We start from the raw sequence: 19,558 nt of genomic DNA on the forward strand, positions 1-19,558 counted from the left end.
TCCGCGCGGCACGTCACGAAACCGCAACGACGGGTGCCCAGATCCTTGCGCTCGCCTCGAACCCGGCCCTACGTTGAGCGCACTCGCTCAGCGCGTGAGCATCTGCTCAGGCCTTACGAGAGGCAGCGTCAACGGTGATGCGTCCCGACAGCTCGAACCACGACCCCGTGGCCCCGGTCGCGGTGCTCGAGGGCATCTGGAAGTCCTACGGCGGGGTCGCCGTGCTCAAGGACGTGAGCATCGACCTGCAGGCCGGTGAGATCCACGCGCTCGTCGGCGGGAACGGTGCCGGCAAGTCGACCCTCATGAAGATCGTGACCGGTGTGGTGAGCCCGGACGCCGGGAGGATCGCGATCGCGGGGGAGGAGGTCCGACGCCTCTCGCCCCGAGCCGCTCACGCCAACGGCGTGTACCTGGTGCCGCAGGAGCCCGAGCTCTTCCCGAACCTGTCCGTCCTCGAGAACGTGCAGCTCTCCCTGGGCCGCGACCGCGTGCCGCCGGCACGGGTGCGGCAGGTCGCGGAGCAGCTCGGCGCGTCGATCGACCTCGACGCCCGCGCCTCGGACCTGTCGATCTCCGACCAGCAGCTGGTCGAGCTCGTGCGCGGCATCCTGCGCGGTGCGCGGCTGCTCATCGTCGACGAGCCGACGTCGGCCCTCACGGCACGCGAGGTGGAGCGGCTGTTCACCCAGCTGCGCACGCTCGCCGCCGACGGCGTCGGCATCTTCTACGTCTCGCACCGCATGCCGGAGATCTTCGCGCTGTGCGATCGCGTGACGGTGCTGCGCGACGGCGCGACCTGCCTCCAGGAGCGCACCGCCGACACGTCGATCCCCGCCCTCGTCGCGGCGATGGTGCCGGACTCCGTCGCCGCGGTCCGCCCCGAGCGCCGCGCCGCCCAGCAGCCGGACAGCCCGCCGGCACTGTCGCTGCGCGAGCTGTCCGGCAACGGGTTCCGGGACATCACCCTCGACGTCTTCCCGGGCGAGGTGCTCGGCATCGCCGGCGTCGTCGGCTCCGGACGCACCGAGCTCGCGGAGACCGTCTTCGGGCTGCGTCCCGGACGGGGCAGCGTGAGGCTCGGCGGGCGCGGGTACAGCCGTCGGAGCCCGCGACGCAGCATGACCCGCGGCCTGTCGTACGTCCCCGAGGACCGCCACGAGAACGGCGTCTTCCTCCTGGGGTCGATCGTGGAGAACATCTCCTCGACCGTGCTCGCCGCGGTCAGCAGGGCGGGCTTCGTCGATCGCCGGAGCGACCGGGCACTGACGGACGAGATGTGCCGCGACCTGGCCATCCAGACGGGGTCGCGGGACCGGCACGTCGCCAACCTGTCTGGCGGCAACCAGCAGAAGGTCTCGCTCGCGAAGGCGCTCGCCCCGCGTCCGGGCGTGATCATGCTCGATGAGCCCTCGCGCGGCATCGACGTCGCTGCGCGCGCGGACCTCTACCGGCTGGTCGAGAAGCTCGCCGCCGAGGGCCTGGCGGTGCTGCTCATCTCCTCCGACTTCGAGGAGGTGGTCCAGCTCAGCAGCCGCGTGGTCGTGATGCGGGACGGCCGTCTGACCGACGAGCTGGTCGGTGACGCCATCACCCTCGAGAACGTCCGCAACACGGCCTTCGGTGCGCTGAAGGGGGTGTCAGCATGAGGGTCCCTGCCTTCCTCCGGGCCCGCGAGGCCGTGACGATCATCGGGGCGCTGCTCTTCCTCCTCGTCGTCGGCCTGGTGCAGTCGCGGTTCGTCGAGGTCGGGAACCTCGTGCGGATGGCCAACTCGGCCGTCATCCTCGCGCTGCTCGCCGCCGGCGTCGCGCTGGTGATCATCACCCGGAACATCGACGTCTCGGTCGGCTCCACCATGGCGCTGACGGGCATCCTCGGCGGCCTCATGCTCCGCGACGGGGTCCCAGCCGCCCTCACGGTGCTCGCCGTGGTCGCGGCAGGCGCCGCTCTCGGCGCGATCAACGGCGTCGGGGTCACGTACGGCCACGTGCCGTCCATCGTCATGACCCTCGGCACACTCGGCGCCTACCGGGGCATCTCCTTCATCATCACCGGAGGCCACTCGGTCGAGAACATCCCGGCCAGCTACAAGCGCATCGGCACGCTCGAGGTCCTCGGGATGCCCGTGCTGGTGTGGACGGCGCTCGCGCTGCTCGTCGCCCTGATGCTCGTCATGGCGCGAACCCGCACCGGCCGGCACATCTACGCGACGGGCGACAACGCCACCGGCGCCCACCTCATCGGGGTCCGCACCAACGGCATGGTCGTGCTCGCCTTCACGGCGTCCGGCACGCTCGCCGCCGTCGCCGCCCTGGTCTTCCTCGCCCAGATCGGCTCGGTGTCGAACCAGGCGGGCATGGGGATCGAGATGCGGGCGATCGCCGCAGCCGTCATCGGCGGAGTGGCCCTCAGCGGTGGCGTGGGCAGCATCCTGGGCGCGACGTTCGGCGCCGTGTTCATCACGACGGTCACGAGCTCGCTCAGCTTCCTCGGGATCCCCGGCTTCTGGGCGGACACGGTCATCGGAGCCATCCTCCTGGCCGCCCTGTTCGCCGACTCCCGCGTGCGGGCCGGCCTGGAGCGGCGTCGTCGCGCTGCTCGGTACCGCACCGACGAGGTGCCGGGAGACGAGCCAGTCGAACCCCCGCCGGCGGCCGCGGTCGCCGAGAGCACGCGCGTCACCTCGGGAGGGGCATCGTGAACGACCGCATCCGTGTGCTGCTCGCGCCGCTGGCGCGGTGGGAGGGCGCTCTCGTCGTGGTGCTGGCCGTCGAGATCCTCGTGTTCGGTGCCCTCAACCCCCGCTTCCTGGACCCGACCCGCCTGATCGGCTCGACGTCGGACTTCCTGTACCTGGGCATCATCGCCCTGCCGCTCGCCATCGTGATGATGACCGGCGGCATCGACATCTCGATCGGCTCGATCGTCAGCCTCTCGGCGATCGTGACCGGCGTCCTGTTCGCGAACGGCACGAACATCTGGCTGGCCTGCGTCGGCGGGCTCGCGGCGGCGCTCCTCGCCGGGCTGGTCAACGGCGGTGCCATCCTGCTCACCGGCGCGAACCCCATGGTCATCACCCTGGGCACGCAGTTCCTGTTCGCCGGGCTGGCGGTGGGGATCTCCGGACTCGCCAACGTGTCCTCCTTCGAGGGGATCTCGGGACTGCCCGACGGGTTCGTGGAGATCGGGAACGGCAAGACCTTCGGCCTGCCCAACATGCTGCTGATCTTCGGCGTCGCGGCGGTCGTCTTCACGGTGCTGCTGCACGGCACGTCGTTCGGGCGCCAGGCGCGGTTGATCGGCGCGAACCCGCGGGCCGCCGTCTACAGCGGCTTCTCGGTCGGACGGATCACGCTCACCGGTTACCTGCTGACCGCTCTCGGCGCCGGGGTCGCCGGCCTGCTCCTGACCTCGTACCTGGCCTCCGCGCGGGCCGACATCGGGTCCTCGGTGCTGATGCCCGTCTTGACGCTCGTCGTCATCGGCGGCGTGAGCATGTTCGGCGGCGAGGGAACCATCGGCGGCGTCGTCATCGCCGCCTTCGTCATCGGGTTCCTGCAGCAGGGGCTGCGGTTCGCCGGGATGACCGAGTCCCAGGTCGCCGTGGCGACCGGCACGGCGCTCGTCGCGGTCGCCAGCCTCCGCTGGTGGACCTCCCACGCGGCGGAACGGTTCAAGAACCAGCGTGCCCGACGGCGGCGGGCGCTGCTCGCCGACGTCGCGGCCTCGTAGACACCCACCGCACGCTGCGTCGTCAGCGTCCAACCAGATCGGAGAACGTTCAATGAAGATCCGTTCCAGCATCCTGGCTGCGAGCGCGGCACTCGCGCTCGCCCTGACCGCGGCCTGCTCGTCGGGCGGCGGCTCCGAGACCGACACCGGTGAGGAGGGCGCGTCGGACGGCGCCCGGGTGGCGTTCATCCCCAAGCTCACCGGCGTGGGCTTCTTCGAGAGCGGTGGCGCCGGCGCCGTGGCCGCGGGCGACGAGTACGGGCTCGACGTGCGCTACGTCGGCTCGCCGGAGGCGGCGGTCGCCAAGCAGGTCGAGCTCATCAACACGGAGGTCCAGCAGGGAGCCGAGGCGATCATCGTCTCCTCCGTCTCGCCCGACGGGCTCTGCCAGGCGCTCCAGCGGGCCATGGACCAGGGCGTCAAGGTGCTCACCTGGGACTCGGACACCAACCCCGAGTGCCGCAGCCACTACATCAGCCAGGGCACGCCCGAGCAGCTCGGCGCGCTCCTGGTGGAGATGGTCCAGGAGGACATCGGTGCCGACGAGGCGGTGGACGTCGCCTTCCACTACTCGAGCCCCACGGTGACCGACCAGAACCAGTGGACCGAGGTCGCCAAGCAGATCATCGACGAGGACACGCAGTGGAACGTCGTCGACACCGTCTTCTCCGAGAACCAGACCGAGCTCGCCGTCCAGCAGGCGGAGGCGCTCATCAACGCCAACCCGAACCTCAAGGCGATCATCTGCCCGGACGCGAACGCCCTGCCCGGAACGGCGCAGGCGCTCGAGAACCTCGGGCGCGACGACATCGTCGTCGTGGGCTTCTCCACGCCGAACGTCATGCGGACGTTCGTCGAGAACGGCACCATCGACCGCTTCGGGCTCTGGGACGTCACGAAGCAGGGCGCACTCTCCGTCGCCGTCGCCAAGCGGCTGCTCGACGGTGAGGAGCTCAACGTGGGTGACACGTTCGAGGTCGAGGGCATCGGCACGGTCGAGGTCTCGCCCAACTCGGTCCAGGGCTACGACTACGAGGCCGACGGCAACGGCATCGTCGTGATGCCCGAGCGCGTGGTTTTCACCGCCGAGAACATCGCCGACTACGACTTCTGACGGCCCGGGTGGGGCGGACCCGGCCGGTCCGCCCCACCCGGCCACCAGCACTCCCCGAGGAGGGACAGTGGACAGCACCCGCCGGTACGGCGACGACGACTGGCCGGCGCAGGAACAGCTCCTGCGCGTCGCCTGGTACTACTACGTCGACGGCATGACGCAGGACGACATCGCCAAGCGGATCAACGTCTCGCGCGCGTCGGCCGGGCGCCTGCTCGAGCGGTGCCGGCAGTCCGGCGTCGTCAGCTTCACCATCAACTCGGAGTACTACAGCGCCTTCCGCGTCAGCCGGATGCTGAAGGAGAAGTTCGGCCTGCGGGAGGTGCTGGTCCCGCCGGGCCTGGAGACGGACGCGGAGCAGCAGTCGGTCGTCAACACGCGGCTGGGACGCGGGGGAGCGCAGTACCTCCAGAGCCACCTGCGGCCGGGCGACCTGCTGGGCATGGGGTGGGGCGACACGGTCCAGCAGACCATGGAGCAGCTCCAGCCGGACGCGCTCGCCGGCGTCCGCACGGTCAGCCTCACGGGCGGCGTCGGCGCCTACCTGGACAACCTGCGCCGGGCGCGGGCGGGCCGGGACCACGGCACGCTGGACGCGGTGCTCCCGACGCCGATCCTCGCCTCGTCCGAGGGCCTGGCCGAGGCGCTGCGGGCGGAGACGCAGGTGCAGCAGGGGCTCGACCTGGCCCGCCAGGCCGACCACGCGATCGTCGGGATCGGTGCGCTCAGCGGTGGCCCGACGCTCGCCAAGCTCGGCTACGCGGCCGAGGACGAGCTCGAGCGGAACGCGGCGGCCGGAGCGGTCGGCGACATCCTCGGCGTCTTCTACGACGCCGAGGGCACCCCGCTCGACCTGCCCATCCACCGGCGTCGCATCGGCATCGACCTCGACGACCTGCGCGCCATCCCCAACGTCGTCGGCGTCGCCGGCGGCCGGGCGAAGCTCGACGCCATCCGCGGCGCGCTGGGCGGCGGGTATCTCGACGTGCTCGTCACCACCGAGGAGGTCGCCCGGGCGCTCCTCGACGAGGAGGGCACCGAGACCGAGGACGTGGCATGAGCCACGTCCTCGCGATCGACGCCGGCACGGGCTCGGTCCGCGCCGCACTCTTCACGGTCGAGGGCCGGTTCGTGGCCGTCGCCTCCCGGCCGTGGGAGCACGACCCCGAGCCCGGGGTGCCGGGGTCGATGGGCTTCGCCACCGAGCGCAACCACGCCCTGGTCCTGGAGACCGTGCGCGAGGTGCTGGCCACGTCAGGGATCGGCGGCTCGGCCGTGCAGGCCGTCAGCGCGAGCGCGATGCGGGAAGGGCTCGTCGTCCTCGACGCCGCCGGCCGCGAGCTGTGGGCGTGCGCGAACGTGGACTCCCGGGCCGACGTCGAGGTGGTGGACCTCCAGGCCCGGACCGGCCTGCTGGAGGAGGTCTACCGCCGCAGCGGACAGACCTTCGCGCTCGCCGCCCAGCCCCGCCTTCTCTGGCTCGCGCGCCACCGCCCGGACCTCTACGAGCGCGCCGCGCGGGTGGTGATGCTCAGCGAGTGGGTGCTGCACCGGCTGGGCGCCGAGCCCGTGATGGAGCCCTCCAACGGCTCGACGTCCGGCATGCTCGCCCTGGCGACGCGCTCTGCCGACCCGGAGCTGGCCACCCTGTGCGGCCTGCGCGGCGACCTCGTGCCGGACGTCGTCGAGCCGGGGACCGCGGTCGGGAAGCTCTCGGACAGCGCCGCCGAGGCCACAGGACTGGCCGCCGGCATCCCGCTCGCCGTCGGGGGCGGCGACGCCCAGCTCGCGGCGCTCGGCCTGGGGCAGACGGAACCCGGCCAGGTCCTCCTGACCGGGGGGACCTTCTGGCAGCTCAACGTCAACATCGGGGAGCCGCTCACCCACCCGGACCTCGCGGTCCGGGTCAACGGCGCCGCCGTGCCCGGCCTGCGGCAGGCGGAGGCGATCGCGTTCCACCCCGGCACCGCCGTCCGGTGGTTCCGCGACACCTTCGCCGCGCCCGAGGTGGCGACCGCCCGCGAGGGGGGACGCAACCCGCTCGACGTGCTCACGGAGGCGGCGGCGCGGGTGCCGGTCGGTGCGGACGGCGTCATCCCGATCTTCAGCGACGTCATGGACTACCGGCACTGGCGGCACGCGGCGCCGTCGTTCCTCAACCTGTCCCTCGACGGCGGGCCGCGGCTCCGCGCGGCGATGTTCCGCTCGCTGCTGGAGAACGCCGCCGTCGTCTCGGCGGCGAACCTCGACCTCGTCTCCTCGTTCGCGCCCGTCGCCCCGGACGCCCCGGTGGTGTTCGCCGGCGGGGCCGCCGCGTCGCCCGTGTGGTCGCAGATCGTCGCCGACGCCCTCGGCCGGAGCCTGCGCGTGCCGAAGGTCACCGAGGCCACCGCGCAGGGGACCGCCGCCTGCGCCGCGACGGCGGCGGGCGCGCTCGGCACGCCGGCGGACGCCGCCGCGTGGGTGACCTGGGAACGGGAGGTCACCCCCGATCCCGAGCGGCACGAACGGTACCGGGAGGTCCGTGCCCGCTGGGAGACCGCCTACACGCCCCAGCGCGAGCTCGCGCGTCGGGGTGTGACCACCCCGATGTGGCACGCGCCGGGCAGCTGACCACCCTCACGACCGATCCACGCGAGAGAGAGCCACCGTGATCCACCGCCATCTTGACGACACCGAGCACCGGTTCGGGCAGTACGGGCCGGGCTACGTCATCCGCGGTCCTCGTACCGACGTCGGGCTCGTGCGCCTGCGCCCGGGCGACGACGCCTCGAACCACTACCACGCCGCCATCGAGGAGACGTTCGTGGTCCTCGAGGGGCGGGCCACGCTGTGGGTGGACGGACGCCGCGCCTACGCGGTCGGCGTCGGCGACGTCTACCAGATGGAGCCCGGCGAGCAGCACTACTTCGTCAACGAGTCCGACGAGGTGTTCCGGGCGCTGTTCATCAAGGCGCCGTTCGACCCGCAGGACGGCGTCCAGGTGCCGTGGGTCCCCGGCGAGCCTGAGCCCGACCTCGCTCCCTGAGCCCTCGTCGTGGGCACCACGACGACCACCCCACCCACGTCGACGAAGGGAATCACCGATGGCCGACCTCGAGGGCAACGTCTCGGCGAAGCAGTACCACGCGGACATCCCGCAGGAGACCCACGGGTTCCACGTCAAGGGAGCGTCCGGGCTCGACTTCGGCATGAAGCACCGGCTGGGCCGGATCTTCGACCCGGCCGACGGCCGGACCGTCATGCTCGCGTTCGACCACGGGTACTTCCAGGGCCCCACCAGCGGCCTGGAGCGGGTCGACCTGTCGATCGTGCCGCTCGCGGCTCACGCGGACGCGCTCATGGCGACCCGCGGCATCATCCGCTCGGTGATCCCCGCCGGCACGGGCACACCGCTGGTGGTCCGGGCGTCGGGGGGCCCGTCGGTGCTCAAGGAGCTGTCCGACGAGCGCGTGGCGATGGACATGGAGGACGCCGTGCGGATCGACGCCTCCGCCGTGGCCGTCCAGGTGTTCGTCGGCGGTGCCCACGAGACGCAGTCGGTGCACAACATGACGACCCTCGTGGACGCAGGCCTGCGGCTCGGCATCCCCGTGCTCGGCGTGACCGCGGTCGGCACGGAGCTCACGCGGGACGCCCGGTACCTGCGCCTGGCCACCCGGATGATCGCCGAGCTCGGCGCGCAGCTCGTGAAGACGTACTACTGCGACGGCGAGTTCGAGTCCGTCACGGCCGCGTGCCCCGTGCCCGTGATCATGGCCGGGGGGAAGAAGCTCCCGGTGCTGGACGCCCTGACCATGGCGCACGACGCGATCAGTCAGGGGGCGGCCGGTGTCGACATGGGGCGCAACATCTTCCAGCGGCAGGATCCCTCGGCCATGATCCGGGCCGTGCGTGCGGTGGTGCACGGCGGCGCCAAGCCGACGGAGGCGCTGGAGATGTACACGGACCTCTCGGGGGGCAAAGAGGACTGAGGTGGCAGAGAGGACTGAGGAGCTGATGCGCTCGACTCACTGGCCGACCGACCCGGCACCCGCGGACGGGGCCGACAGCCCTGCCGACGTCGTCCGCGCGTCGCGCCTCCTGGGGTCCGACCCCTCCCTGGTGCTCCACGGGGGTGGCAACACCTCGGTCAAGGACGAGGGGGTTCTCTACGTCAAGGGCTCCGGGCACGACATGAGCTCGATCGGACCAGAGGGTTTCGCGCCGCTGCGGCGGGCCGCGCTCGCCACCCTGCTGGCTCGGGATCAGGTGAGCGACACGGAGATGGTCGCCGCCCTGCGCGCTGCGCTGGTCGACGCGTCGGCGCCGAACCCCTCGATCGAGGCGCCGCTGCACGCCTTCCTGCCGTACGCAGCGGTCCTGCACACCCACGCGGACGCGATCGTGACGCTCACGGACACCGTGAACGGGGCGGCCCTCCTCGACGACCTGTTCGGTGACACCGCTCCGTTGCTGCCGTACTGCATGCCGGGCTTCGAGCTCGCCCGCCTCGTGCGTTCCCGCTGGCCCGAGATCGCCCGGGGCGGCGCGGTCGGGTTCGTCCTGGCGCACCACGGTGCGTTCACGTTCGGCGACGACGTCCGGACGGCGTACGAGCGGCACCTGCGCCTGGTCGATCTCGCCGAGTCGCTCATCGCGGAGCACACGGGCGTGCGCTTCGTCGACGACCCCCACGAGAGGGTCGTCGACGCGGCCGAGGACGGTGCGCTCGCCGCTTTCGCGAGAGAGGTGCGCGACGTCGTCGGCGGGGAGGTGGTGGCCGAGGCGGTCCGCTCGGACCAGGTCGACGTCTTCCTCGACAGGGCCGACCTCGCCGAGGTGACGAGCCGGGGGCCGACCACGCTCGAGCACGTCATCCACACGAAGCGCGTCCCTCTCATCGGTCGGGACGTCGAGCAGTACGTCGCCGACTACCGGGCCTACTTCACGCGGAACCGCCCCAGAGCCCGGATGCCGGTGCGGATGCTCGACCCGATGCCTCGCGTGGTCCTCGACCCCGAGCTCGGCCTGGTGGGGCTCGGCCGTACCGCCAAGCAGGCCCGGGTCGCGCGCGACATCTACCGGCACACGATCCGGGTGATGACGGCGGCGCAGGCGCTGGGCGGGTACGTCACGACCAGCGAGGGCGAGCAGTTCGACATGGAGTACTGGGAGCTCGAACAGGCCAAGCTCCGCTGATCGAACGACGCACCGGGAACCGTTCACTGAGCAACCGGGCCCTGGCCCTAGCGCAATGTTAGTCACTAACATTGCGCTATGACGCGGACCCGCGAACGACTGCGTGCGAGCGCGCTGCGCCTGTTCGCCGAGCTGGGGTTCGACGGCACCACCGTCCAGCGGATCGCCCAGGACGCCGGGGTCTCCCACATGACGTTCTTCCGGCACTTCCCGACGAAGGAGTCCGTCCTGTTCGACGACCCCTACGACGACGCCATCGCCTCCCAGGTCCTCGCTCAGGACCGGCGGCTCCCCGTCCTGGAGCGGGTGCGGCGTGGCCTCGCCGGCGCGTGGGGGCAGCTCCCGCCATCGGCCTCGGAGGAGACGCGGCTGCGGGTGCGGATCGTGGCGGAGCACCGCGGACTCATGGCGAGCGCGTGGTCGCACAACCGGCGCACCGGCGACCTCGTCGTGGAGGCGCTCGTGCTGGACGGGGTGGACCGCTTCGAGGCGCGGGTCGCCACCGGCGCGTGCCTGGGCGCACTCATGGAGGCGCTGTTCGACTGGGGTGCCGGGCCCGACGACCGCGACCTCGGCGACGTCGTCCTGCAGGCCCTCGCGGTGCTGGGGCCCGGCACCGGGGAACCGGCTCCCGACGGAGCGGCCGGATGACGGCGGGACGCGCGAAACCGGCCGTGGGTGGCGGCGTGCCGGACGATGCGCTCCTGCGCCTGCGCGGCATCTCCCGGACGTTCGGCACCGAGGTCGCCGTCGCCGGTGTCGACCTCACGGTGCGCCGCGGCGAGGTGCACGCCCTCGTGGGCCTCAACGGCGCGGGCAAGACGACGTTGATGCGGTTGTGCCTCGGGATGCTGCGGCCGGACGCCGGCAGCGCCGCCGTCACCACCGCCACAGGTGCGGTGAACGCGTGGCGAGCGCCGTCGCCGACCTGGGCGCGCACCGGGCACCTGGTCGGCGTGCCCTTCCTGTACGGCGAGCTCACCGTGACCGAGGTGATCCGCTCCGCCGCCCTCCTTCGCGGCGTCGACCGTCGGGACGTCCCGGTGCTGAGCGACCGCATCATCGACGAGCTGGAGCTGCGGCACTGGGCGGACCGTCGCTGCGCCCACCTGTCCACCGGCAACCGGCAACGCGTCGGGTTGGCGTGCGCAGCAGTCCATCGGCCGGAGCTCCTGGTGCTCGACGAGCCGACGAACGCCCTCGACCCCGCGGGCGTCCTCGTCGTGCGCCGCTGGCTCCAGGAGGCTCGCCGGCGCGGCACGGGCGTCCTGGTCTCGAGCCACCACCTCGACGAGGTCGCGCGCGTGGCCGACCGGATCACCGTCCTGCACCGCGGCACGGTCGTGGACACGCTGGCGCCCGGGGCCGTCGACCTCGAGCGGGCCTTCTTCGCCACGGTGTACCGGGCCGAGGCGAGTCGGACCGGGGAAGGCGTGAGCGAGTGGCCGGCATGAGGGCGGCGTGGCGGGTGGAGGTCCTGAAGCTGCGGCGCTCCGGCGTGGGACGCACCGCCGCCGTCGTGCTGACGCTCGTTCCCGTGGCCATGGCTGCGGCCTTCAGCGCCGTCGCGCTCGGCACCGGCGACAGCGTGATGGCGTCGAAGGTGCGTCCGATGATGCAGGGCACCGGCTGGGAGGGCTACCTCGGGGTCCTGGCGCAGATCCTGTCGGTGGCCGAGCTGCTCTGCGTGGGGATCGTGGTGAGCTGGTCGGTGGGCCGCGAGTTCACCGACGGCACCGTCACGGGGCTGCTCGCCCTGCCGACGCGGCCGGGCGCCATCGTGACGGCCAAGCTGGGAGCCGTCATGGTGGGCGCCGTGGGGGCTGCCGCGATCACCGCCGTCCTGGCGCTCGGCGTGGGCGGCGTCATCGGGCTGGGCGCGCCGGACGCGGACGCGCTCCGGGGCGTCGGACGCGTGCTCGCGGTCGCCGTCCTCATGGCGATGCTGGCGCTGCCGCTGGCGACCGTCGCGAGCGGACGTCGGGGCTATCTCCCTGCGATCGGGGCGCTGCTCTGCATCGTCGTCGTCACGCAGGTCGCCACCGTCGCCGGCGCGGGCGCGTGGTTCCCGTGGGCGGCACCCAGCCTCTGGGCGGGCATGGGGGGAGCCGACGCGGCGTCGGCGGTCCTGCCGGTCCAGCTGCTGATCGCGCTTCCCGTCGCAGGCCTCGCAGCGCTCTGGACCGCGGTGTGGTGGGAGCGGTCGGAGCTCGGGTGAACGCCCCACCGCCCGGTCAGCGTCGCCGCTTCGCCTCGTACATCCGGGCGTCGGCCTGCGCGAGCACCAGGTCGGCGCTCGGTGCCTCGCCCGCCTCGACGAAGGTCACGCCGACGCTTGCGGTGACGCTGATCGGCACTCCCTCGAGGCGCACGCTGCCGCCGACCGCCTCGGTGATGCGCCGCGCGAGGCGCTCGGCCTCGTCCTGGTCGTCGGCCGCACCGACGACCACGAACTCGTCGCCCCCGATCCGGGCCGCGACGTCGCCCGGGCGCACGGCGGCGCGCAGCCGGTCGGCGACCACCACGAGCAGCTGGTCGCCGATGCGGTGGCCGAGCCGGTCGTTGATCGCCTTGAACCAGTCGAGGTCGATGAAGACCACGGCGAGGCCCGCGCCCTGCCGCCGGTGGAGCATGAGGTCCATCTGCTCGAAGAGCAGGTCCCGGTTGGCCAGCCCGGTCAGCGGGTCGTGGGTGGCGCGGCGCTCCAGCTCCTCGCGGAGTGTGGCGGCCTCCTCGAGCGCCGCCTTGAGGTCCTCGATGTCGGTGCAGGTCCCGAACCACTTCACGATCGCGCCGGTGTCGTCGCGCATCGGGACCGCGCGGCCGAGCATCCAGCGGTAGACGCCGTCGTGGCGCCGCAGCCGGTACTCGATCTCGTAGGGCTGCCCGGTGCGGGTCGCCTCGGCCCACAACCGGCGCGACAGGGGACGATCGTCGGGGTGGAACGGGGGGTTCCACCCGTCGCCGAGGCTCTCGGCCAGGGTCAGCCCCGTGTAGTCCAGCCACTGCTGGTTGAAGTACGTGTGGTAGCCGTCGGGCCGTGCGACCCACACGATCTGCGGCAGCGTCGAGACCAGCTCGGCCCACCCCGCCTCGGCGCCCTCGACGCTCGGCAGGTCAGGACATGCGGGACGCGCGAGGAGCATGACCTGCGTATCGGCCGGTCAGCGCCGCCGATGAGCCCTCCGACGGCGCCGGTCGGCCGGGCGACGACGACGACGTGACGCTAGCCGCGCGATGGCGGCATGAGCTCGCGCCGGTCGGCCACGTGCCACAGCTCGACCGTCTGGACCAGCCAGAACGCCGCGAACTCCGCGACGAGCAGTGCCTCGACCACGAGTACTGCGTGGGTCCACTCCGGCACGACGACGAACCGGAGCAGGCCCACACCCGCGAGCGTGACGAGCATCGCGAGGGCGATCACCGCGTACACCCGCGCGTAGCGGGCGCGTCGCGCGACCTGGTCCTGCCAGGCGTTGATCGCCACGACCACGACGATCCCGGCGAACATCGCGGGCGCCGCCACGTCGTGACCCGACGCCGCGAGCCGGTCCGGGTCGGCGACGGCGACCACCCCGCCCGCGAGGGCCAGGACCCAGGCGAGCGCGCGGACGACGTCGGCCGGTCCGCTGCGCTCCCGCACGACGGCGCCGCGGCGCTCCAGCACCGCGGCGACCGCCTGCGCGAGCGCCGCGACCAGCAGGGCCGCCAGCACGTTGGCGCGCACCCCGTCGACGGCCATGTCCTGCGGTGCCAGCATCGCGGGGCCGCACGACGGCTCGCGGGCGGCCGGGACGAGCGCCACGACGAACGCGAGGAACCCCGACAGGTCCAGCAGCGTGTCCTCGAGCGGCGAGCTGCCGCGGTACACGAGCAGGCACGCGCCGACCGCGCACAGCACGCCGACGACGACGTCGTGCGCGCCGGTCCAGTAGTACGCGCTGAGCGACGTCTGCCAGCAGCCTGTGGTGAGCGCCTGGGTCGCCACCGCGGTGGCCAGGAGCAGGACGAGGAGCACGACGGCGAGCCGGATGGCGCGGTAGGTGTCGAGCACCGTCGGGGCGTGGACCCGTCGCGCGCGGACGTCGTCGTCGCTCACGCCCCGAGTGTGCGTCCGAGCGGCGCGCGCGGCACATCGGGCGTCCACTGGTAGGGCTGCTACTTCCTCAGGGGGCGTCATGTCGCACGAACCGTTCGACCCGAAGCCCGCCGCCGGCCCGCACCCCCCACCACGGACGACGACCCGCGGGGCGCAACGGTCGCGGCCGTCGTGGTGGGCGCTCGGACTGGCCGCGGTCCTCGCCGCCGTCGTCGGCGCGCTGGCGGCCCTGGGCCTGAGCCAGGGCGCGGCCGCGTCGGACGACCAGGCGGCCGCCACCGTCACGGCCACGGCGGACGACGACCGAGGCGGCGGCGCCACCACGGGCGGCGGCGCGCCCGACTGGGTCGCCGTCGCGGAGGAGGTCGAGCCCACCGTCGTCGCGATCGACGTGCGGACGGCGTCGGGCGGCGGCGCGGGCTCGGGCGTCATGCTCGGGGAGCCGGGCCGCGTCGTGACGAACCACCACGTCGTCGCCGGGGCCGTGGACGGCGGCGTCGTGGTGACCCTGCACGACGGCCGCATGTACCAGGCCGAGATCGTCGGCACGGACGAGGCCACCGACCTGGCGGTCCTCCGGCTCGTCCACCCGCCCGACGACCTCCGGGTGGCCGAGCTCGCAGACTCCGACGCCGTGCGCGTCGGCCAGCCCGTCGCGGCGATCGGCAACCCGCTGGGCCTGAGCAACACGCTGACGACCGGGACGGTCTCGGCCCTGGACCGGCCGACCACGACGGTGCAGCAGGCCCAGTCGCCGGGGGAGCAGGCGGTGGCCTCGACGACGAACGCGATCCAGGTCGACGCGCCCGTGAACCCCGGCAACTCCGGCGGCCCGCTCTTCGACGCGCAGGGGCGCGTGATCGGGATCAACAGCTCGATCGCGTCGCTGCCGACGGACTCCGGCGGGCAGGCCGGCAGCATCGGCCTGGGCTTCGCCATCCCGAGCGACGTCGTGGACCTGGTCACCTCCCAGCTCGACGAGGACGGCGTCGCGGAGCACGCCTACCTGGGCGTCGCGCTCGACGACACGGTCGTGGCGGTCGACGACGCCCGGCGGGCGGGCGCCGAGGTGCTGACCGTCGAGCCGGGCAGCCCGGCCGACCAGGCGGGACTGCGCCCCGGCGACGTCGTGATCGCGATCGACGGCGACCACGTGAGCGGCGCGGAGTCGCTCATCGGGTTCATCCGCCAGCACGCGGCGGGGGACGACGTCGCGCTGACCGTCGTGCGCGACGGCACGCCGACCGACGTCGACGTCACGCTCGCGGTGCGGGAGGACGCGGAGTCCTGATCGCGTGCCGTGCGGCTCATCGCGTGCGCGGGAGGCCGTTGTGCCCGGCGTGCGGCGCGAGCGCCCGCGCGGCCGGGCCCCCGATGCCGAGGAGGTGCTGCAGGGCCGGGCTCGGCTCGATGCCGAACTCGGCCAGGACGAGCTTGCCGTACAGGCTGTAGGCGTCGAGCGCGAGCGCGACGTTCCCCTCACGCAGATGGACCTCGATCACGGCCCGGTGCGCGCTCTCGCGCAGCGGCTCGAGCCGGACGGCGGCGAGCGCGGCGTGCATCGCGGCTCCCGGGACGCCCCGGCGGAGCAGCTCCGAGGCCGCCAGCTCCAGGGCGTGGACGCGCAGCTGCCGGTCCCGCTCGCGCTCGGCGAGCACCCAGTCGTCGTACCACCCCGGCAGCAGCTCGAGGGCGTGCAGGTGCGGCATCAGCGCGTCCGTCGGCACACCGGCGGCGTCCCGGATGACGGACATCGCGAGGGCGTGGGCCTGGTGCACGTCCACCACGGCGTGCGGCGCCAGCATGAGAGCGTCACCAGCGTCGGCCACGAGGTCGGGGCACAGGCGCCTGACCTGCCAGATCGAGGTGCGCAGGTTGCCGTGGGCCCGGTGCTCCGGCAGGTCGGGCCACAGCTCCCCGGCGAGGAGGGCCCGAGCGGCGCGGCCGCCCAGGGCGACGCGCGCGACGAGGTGCTGCAGCGTCCGGGGCAACCGGATCTCGTCCGCACCGCACCACGCCTGGAAGCCGCCGAGCAGGCGCAGCTCGACGGGCGGCGGGGACGCCGGTACGGACATTCGTAACCGCGCCTCCCCCCGGGGCGGCCTGCTCCACGTCGGGCGGGTGCCACGTGGCCGCGCCGCCGTGGGCCGATGCCGCAGCGCAGGAGCGGGTGAGGTGCCGCGACCAGTCTTCACCCGGGCGAGCAGCGGGGACAAGGGCGCCCCACGGGCACGGTCGGTGGTCGCGTGCACGCGACACCGCCGCGCGGACGGCGTCGAGACGCCGGCCCGACGGCGTCCCGACGTGCGTCCCACGCGCGCCGGACACGGGACCGACGTCGGGCACACCTCCGCCGGACGCCGCGGCGCATACGTTCGCTGCGCACGGCACCTCCGGCGCCGGCGCCGGGTCGAGGGAGGCTGGCATGGACCAGGGGCAGGGCACGGACCCCGGCGGGCTGCCGTGGGACGGGGGGCACGGTGCGGCCTGGTCCGACCGGTCCCAGGACGCTGCGCTCGAGTGGCTCACGGACGACGCCGGCACCGACGAGGCAGAGTTCCTCCCCGCTCTCGCGGCGATCATCCCGGCCGTGATCAGCGCGGCACCCGCGATCATCAGCGCGGTCCAGCAGCTGACGAGCCGACCCCGGCCGGCCGCGCCGCCCGCCGCCGCGCCGGCCCCGGCCCCACCGGTCGCGGCACCCCGGCCAGCCGCCCCGCCGCGTCCGGCTCCCGCACCCGTCCTCCGGCCGGTCGCGCCCGCGCCGGCAGCGGTCCGGCCGGCCCTCGGTGCGCCGGTCACGGCGCCGCGTCCCGCCGCCGCACCCGGCGCCCCGGCAGCTCCGCCGCCGAGCGGAGGGCCCCCGACGACAGGTCCGGCGCCCGCGGGAGCGCTCGACCTGCTCCAGCAGCTCGCCGCCCTCCTGCCGCGGATCGCGGACCTCGTGAGCCGGCCGGAGGCCCGGGAGTGGCTGGTGTCCGAGCGGACGTCCGGGACCGGGGGGCGGCACGCGCCGGAGGCCATGTCCGGGCGCACGTCCGGCCACGCGTCCGTCCACGACGTCTCCGAAGGCTCGTCCGACGACGCGTCGGAGGGCACCACGGGCGGGCGGGGACCGCCCCCGGCGGCCGCCGGGCCCACGGCCGCCCGGCTCGTCGCCGTGCCCCCCGCCACCGCGCTGAACGTCGGCGTCAGCCCGTGCCCGACCAGTCTCCTGGTCGCCCGGTTCGGCCGGCCGCGCGAGCTCGTCTCGCACGAGTGCCGCGCGATCACGTCGACGCCCTGGGCGTCGCGGATGGCCACCGGCCAGGTCGGCGGGGCGCGGGTCAGGGGCCACCGTGCGGCCGTGGCGCTGTTCGCCGAGGCGTTCCGCGCGCTCGAGCGCGAGCACCCGGAGGTCCACTCCCGGCTCGGCTCGAACGGCATGCTGTGCGTCCGCCACGTCCGGGGGCGCCCGGACCTGCTGAGCAACCACGCGCTCGGCCTCGCGCTCGACGTGACGGTGGACGGTCACGTCGAGATCCGCAGCGACGGCCTCGTCCAGCAGGCGTTCCTCACGCTGCACGAGGTGCTCGGCCGCTTCGGCATCTTCTGGGGCGCCGCACTGCGCCCCCAGGACACCGTGCACTTCGAGGTCGGTGCGGAGGTCGTGCACCGATGGCTCGACGAAGGGACCTTCTGATGCCCGCCGACCGGGACCTCGTCCTCCAGCTGGCCGCGCAGCGCGCCGGCCTCACCGAGGGCCAGCTCGACGCCCTGCGGCGCCGCGACTGGGCCGCGCTCCTCGCCGAACGGACCGGACGCGATGGGGCGGCGGGCGCCGTTGCCGACGTGAGCGGGCCCGACGACCCCCCGGGCGACGAGGACGTGGGCGCCGTCCTCGAGCGCGTCGCCGGCCGGCTCGCGGTCGTCCGCGGCCAGCGCGACGCGGCCGTGCAGCTCCTCCGTCAGCTCGCGGCGCGTCTGGGCTGCTGCCAGCGCTGCTGGGGGACCGACCCGACGTGCAGCACCTGTGCCGGGGCGGGTTCTCCCGGCCACTTCCGGCCCGACCCCCAGCTCGCGGCGTGGATCGCGCCCGCGCTCGCCCGCCTCGACCCCGCACCGCCACCGCAGGACCAGGCAGCGGCACCCGCCGCTGGCACCGACGAGTGGGTCTAGCGCCCACCGGCACGGCCAACCGAGGAGACAGAGATGACCGCACTCGACGACCTTCTGGACGAGTCGGAGATGTTCGACGAGTCCGAGACCCTGCCGGACTGGGACGAGGGGGCCGAGTTCATCCCCGGCCTCGGCGCCCTCGTCCCGCAGCTCGGGTTCCTGGACCCCATCGGGGCCGGGATCAAGGCCGTGGGCAACGCGCTGACGCCGCCCGCCCGTCCGGCGGCACCCCGCGTGTCCGTGGCGCCCTCGCGCGGCGTCAACAGCGCGACGGTGCAGACGCCGCGCGGGCAGGCGCAGGTCCAGCTCCAGACGCCGATGGTCCACAAGGACGAGTTCAACGCCGCCGTCGGGCGCCTCCAGGCGGTGATCAACGCGGACTCGACGCGGATCAACACCCTGCAGAAGGACCTGACGACGCTCGGCGCCCGCGTCGGCACGGTCGTCGGCGAGACCCAGGGCGCGATCGCCAAGCAGCGCACGGAGCAGCAGGCCGCGCTGCGCAAGCTGCGCTTCGAGACGCAGGCCGCCCTGCGCAAGATCAAGGCGGACCAGCAGCAGCAGCAGATGATGAGCATGGTCATGGGACTGATGCAGCAGCAGCAGCTCACCACCCGGTTCGAGGCCCATACCCACGCGGCCGGGGGCGCGGACACGAGCGTGCCCAAGAACGCCGACGGCGACGACAACAGCATGCTGCCGCTGCTGTTCATGATGATGCCGTCCGGCGGCTCCGGCGGTGACAGCTCGATGACCATGATGATGATGGCGATGGCCATGTCCGGGGGGTTCTGACATGAGCAACGTGCTGCCGTTCGTGGCGCTGATGTCCGTGCCCAAGAACCGGCGTCGGCGCCTCATGCCGATCGTCCTGCCCGCGGTCGCGGGCCTGCCGGCCGCGCAGGCCGGCGCGCTCGCGGTCGTCTCCGCCGACGGCGTGGCGCGGCGCGAGGGCGCGCTCGCGAGCGCGGAGGCGGTCACCGCGGTCACCGCGGTCCTGACCACCGCCGTCGACAAGGGCGCCGTCCTCACCGCGGAGGACCTCGCGCACATCCCGCTCGCCCGGCAGGTCGTGGCCGCCGACCCGGACATCCTCGCGACCTCCTCGCTCTCGGGCGTCTCGCGGGCCGAGCTGCAGCGAGCGGCCGCGGTCATCCAGGCGGCGCTGGACGCGGACGGCGACGGCAAGCCGGCCGGGGGCGCGTCGTCCGGCGCGAAGGGCGCGACGTCGCCACCGCAGGGTGGAGGTGCCGGCGGGAGCAAGGCCTGAG

The 19,558-nt window shown here is 73.6% G+C and carries 20 protein-coding genes; 17 read left to right on the forward strand and 3 right to left on the reverse strand.

Going from position 1 to position 19,558, the window contains the following annotated elements; all coding sequences use genetic code 11:
* Positions 1-137 precede the first annotated feature (137 nt).
* The 12 genes from H2O74_RS07810 to H2O74_RS07865 all read left to right on the forward strand — a co-directional run bounded on the left by H2O74_RS07810 (position 138) and on the right by H2O74_RS07865 (position 12,248).
* Positions 138-1,649 carry a sugar ABC transporter ATP-binding protein gene (locus H2O74_RS07810; RefSeq protein WP_182113859.1) on the forward strand — a complete coding sequence of 504 codons (1,512 nt, stop codon included), beginning with the start codon at positions 138-140 and terminating at the stop codon, positions 1,647-1,649.
* A complete protein-coding gene (locus H2O74_RS07815; protein WP_182113860.1) occupies positions 1,646-2,704 on the forward strand; it encodes an ABC transporter permease in 1,059 nt (352 codons plus the stop codon). Before H2O74_RS07810 ends, H2O74_RS07815 begins: the two co-directional genes overlap by 4 nt.
* Complete coding sequence (locus tag H2O74_RS07820; protein ID WP_182113861.1) at positions 2,701-3,735, forward strand: hypothetical protein; 1,035 nt, start codon at positions 2,701-2,703, stop codon at positions 3,733-3,735. Before H2O74_RS07815 ends, H2O74_RS07820 begins: the two co-directional genes overlap by 4 nt.
* A gap of 52 nt (positions 3,736-3,787) precedes the next feature.
* Positions 3,788-4,849: an autoinducer 2 ABC transporter substrate-binding protein LsrB gene (gene lsrB, locus H2O74_RS07825; protein ID WP_182113862.1), complete on the forward strand. Its 1,062-nt coding sequence runs from the start codon at positions 3,788-3,790 to the stop codon at positions 4,847-4,849.
* A gap of 67 nt (positions 4,850-4,916) precedes the next feature.
* Positions 4,917-5,909: a sugar-binding transcriptional regulator gene (locus H2O74_RS07830; protein WP_182113863.1), complete on the forward strand. Its 993-nt coding sequence runs from the start codon at positions 4,917-4,919 to the stop codon at positions 5,907-5,909.
* Positions 5,906-7,462 carry an autoinducer-2 kinase gene (gene lsrK / locus H2O74_RS07835; RefSeq protein ID WP_182113864.1) on the forward strand — a complete coding sequence of 519 codons (1,557 nt, stop codon included), beginning with the start codon at positions 5,906-5,908 and terminating at the stop codon, positions 7,460-7,462. The genes H2O74_RS07830 and lsrK overlap by 4 nt, the downstream gene beginning before the upstream one ends.
* A 37-nt stretch (positions 7,463-7,499) precedes the next feature.
* Complete coding sequence (locus H2O74_RS07840) at positions 7,500-7,877, forward strand: cupin domain-containing protein (protein ID WP_182113865.1); 378 nt, start codon at positions 7,500-7,502, stop codon at positions 7,875-7,877.
* A 58-nt stretch (positions 7,878-7,935) separates the two neighbouring features.
* On the forward strand, positions 7,936-8,823 hold the full coding sequence (lsrF, locus tag H2O74_RS07845; protein ID WP_182113866.1) for a 3-hydroxy-5-phosphonooxypentane-2,4-dione thiolase: 888 nt from the start codon (positions 7,936-7,938) through the stop codon (positions 8,821-8,823).
* 1 nt (position 8,824) lies between these two features.
* Positions 8,825-10,030 (forward strand): class II aldolase/adducin family protein, encoded by a 1,206-nt coding sequence (locus tag H2O74_RS07850; RefSeq protein WP_182113867.1) that lies wholly within the window; start codon positions 8,825-8,827, stop codon positions 10,028-10,030.
* A gap of 78 nt (positions 10,031-10,108) precedes the next feature.
* Positions 10,109-10,681: a TetR family transcriptional regulator gene (locus H2O74_RS07855; protein ID WP_182113868.1), complete on the forward strand. Its 573-nt coding sequence runs from the start codon at positions 10,109-10,111 to the stop codon at positions 10,679-10,681.
* 35 nt (positions 10,682-10,716) lie between these two features.
* Positions 10,717-11,484: an ABC transporter ATP-binding protein gene (locus H2O74_RS07860; protein ID WP_255491856.1), complete on the forward strand. Its 768-nt coding sequence runs from the start codon at positions 10,717-10,719 to the stop codon at positions 11,482-11,484.
* Complete coding sequence (locus tag H2O74_RS07865; protein WP_182113870.1) at positions 11,481-12,248, forward strand: ABC transporter permease; 768 nt, start codon at positions 11,481-11,483, stop codon at positions 12,246-12,248. The genes H2O74_RS07860 and H2O74_RS07865 overlap by 4 nt, the downstream gene beginning before the upstream one ends.
* Before the next feature lie 16 nt (positions 12,249-12,264).
* Here the strand turns inward: H2O74_RS07865 and H2O74_RS07870 are convergent, their stop codons facing one another.
* Positions 12,265-13,176 (reverse strand): sensor domain-containing diguanylate cyclase, encoded by a 912-nt coding sequence (locus H2O74_RS07870; RefSeq protein ID WP_182113871.1) that lies wholly within the window; start codon positions 13,174-13,176, stop codon positions 12,265-12,267.
* Positions 13,177-13,256: 80 nt separating this feature from the next.
* Positions 13,257-14,129: a hypothetical protein gene (locus H2O74_RS07875; protein ID WP_182113872.1), complete on the reverse strand. Its 873-nt coding sequence runs from the start codon at positions 14,127-14,129 to the stop codon at positions 13,257-13,259.
* 79 nt (positions 14,130-14,208) lie between these two features.
* On the opposite strand from H2O74_RS07875, the gene H2O74_RS07880 reads away from it, so the two are divergent.
* Positions 14,209-15,420 (forward strand): S1C family serine protease, encoded by a 1,212-nt coding sequence (locus H2O74_RS07880; RefSeq protein ID WP_220458035.1) that lies wholly within the window; start codon positions 14,209-14,211, stop codon positions 15,418-15,420.
* A 16-nt stretch (positions 15,421-15,436) separates the two neighbouring features.
* Here H2O74_RS07880 and H2O74_RS07885 read toward each other — a convergent pair whose 3' ends face one another.
* The gene (locus H2O74_RS07885; protein WP_182113873.1) at positions 15,437-16,204 is read right to left on the reverse strand and encodes a BTAD domain-containing putative transcriptional regulator; all 768 of its coding nucleotides are present in this window, start codon (positions 16,202-16,204) and stop codon (positions 15,437-15,439) included.
* 350 nt (positions 16,205-16,554) lie between these two features.
* Here H2O74_RS07885 and H2O74_RS07890 point away from each other — a divergent pair, with 350 nt between their 5' ends.
* Genes H2O74_RS07890 through H2O74_RS07905 form a run of 4 tightly spaced genes read left to right on the forward strand, consistent with a single transcriptional unit; the run spans position 16,555 to position 19,557 of the window.
* The gene (locus tag H2O74_RS07890) at positions 16,555-17,811 is read left to right on the forward strand and encodes a M15 family metallopeptidase (RefSeq protein ID WP_182113874.1); all 1,257 of its coding nucleotides are present in this window, start codon (positions 16,555-16,557) and stop codon (positions 17,809-17,811) included.
* Positions 17,811-18,287: a hypothetical protein gene (locus H2O74_RS07895; protein WP_182113875.1), complete on the forward strand. Its 477-nt coding sequence runs from the start codon at positions 17,811-17,813 to the stop codon at positions 18,285-18,287. Before H2O74_RS07890 ends, H2O74_RS07895 begins: the two co-directional genes overlap by 1 nt.
* A gap of 33 nt (positions 18,288-18,320) precedes the next feature.
* Entirely contained in the window at positions 18,321-19,082 is a 762-nt protein-coding gene (locus tag H2O74_RS07900; RefSeq protein WP_182113876.1) for a hypothetical protein, read from the forward strand.
* Between the two features lies 1 nt (position 19,083).
* Positions 19,084-19,557: a hypothetical protein gene (locus tag H2O74_RS07905; protein WP_182113877.1), complete on the forward strand. Its 474-nt coding sequence runs from the start codon at positions 19,084-19,086 to the stop codon at positions 19,555-19,557.
* Position 19,558 lies beyond the last annotated feature (1 nt).

This window comes from Actinotalea sp. JY-7876 (genome assembly GCF_014042015.1).
In the GTDB taxonomy this organism is placed as follows: Bacteria; Actinomycetota; Actinomycetes; order Actinomycetales; family Cellulomonadaceae; genus Actinotalea.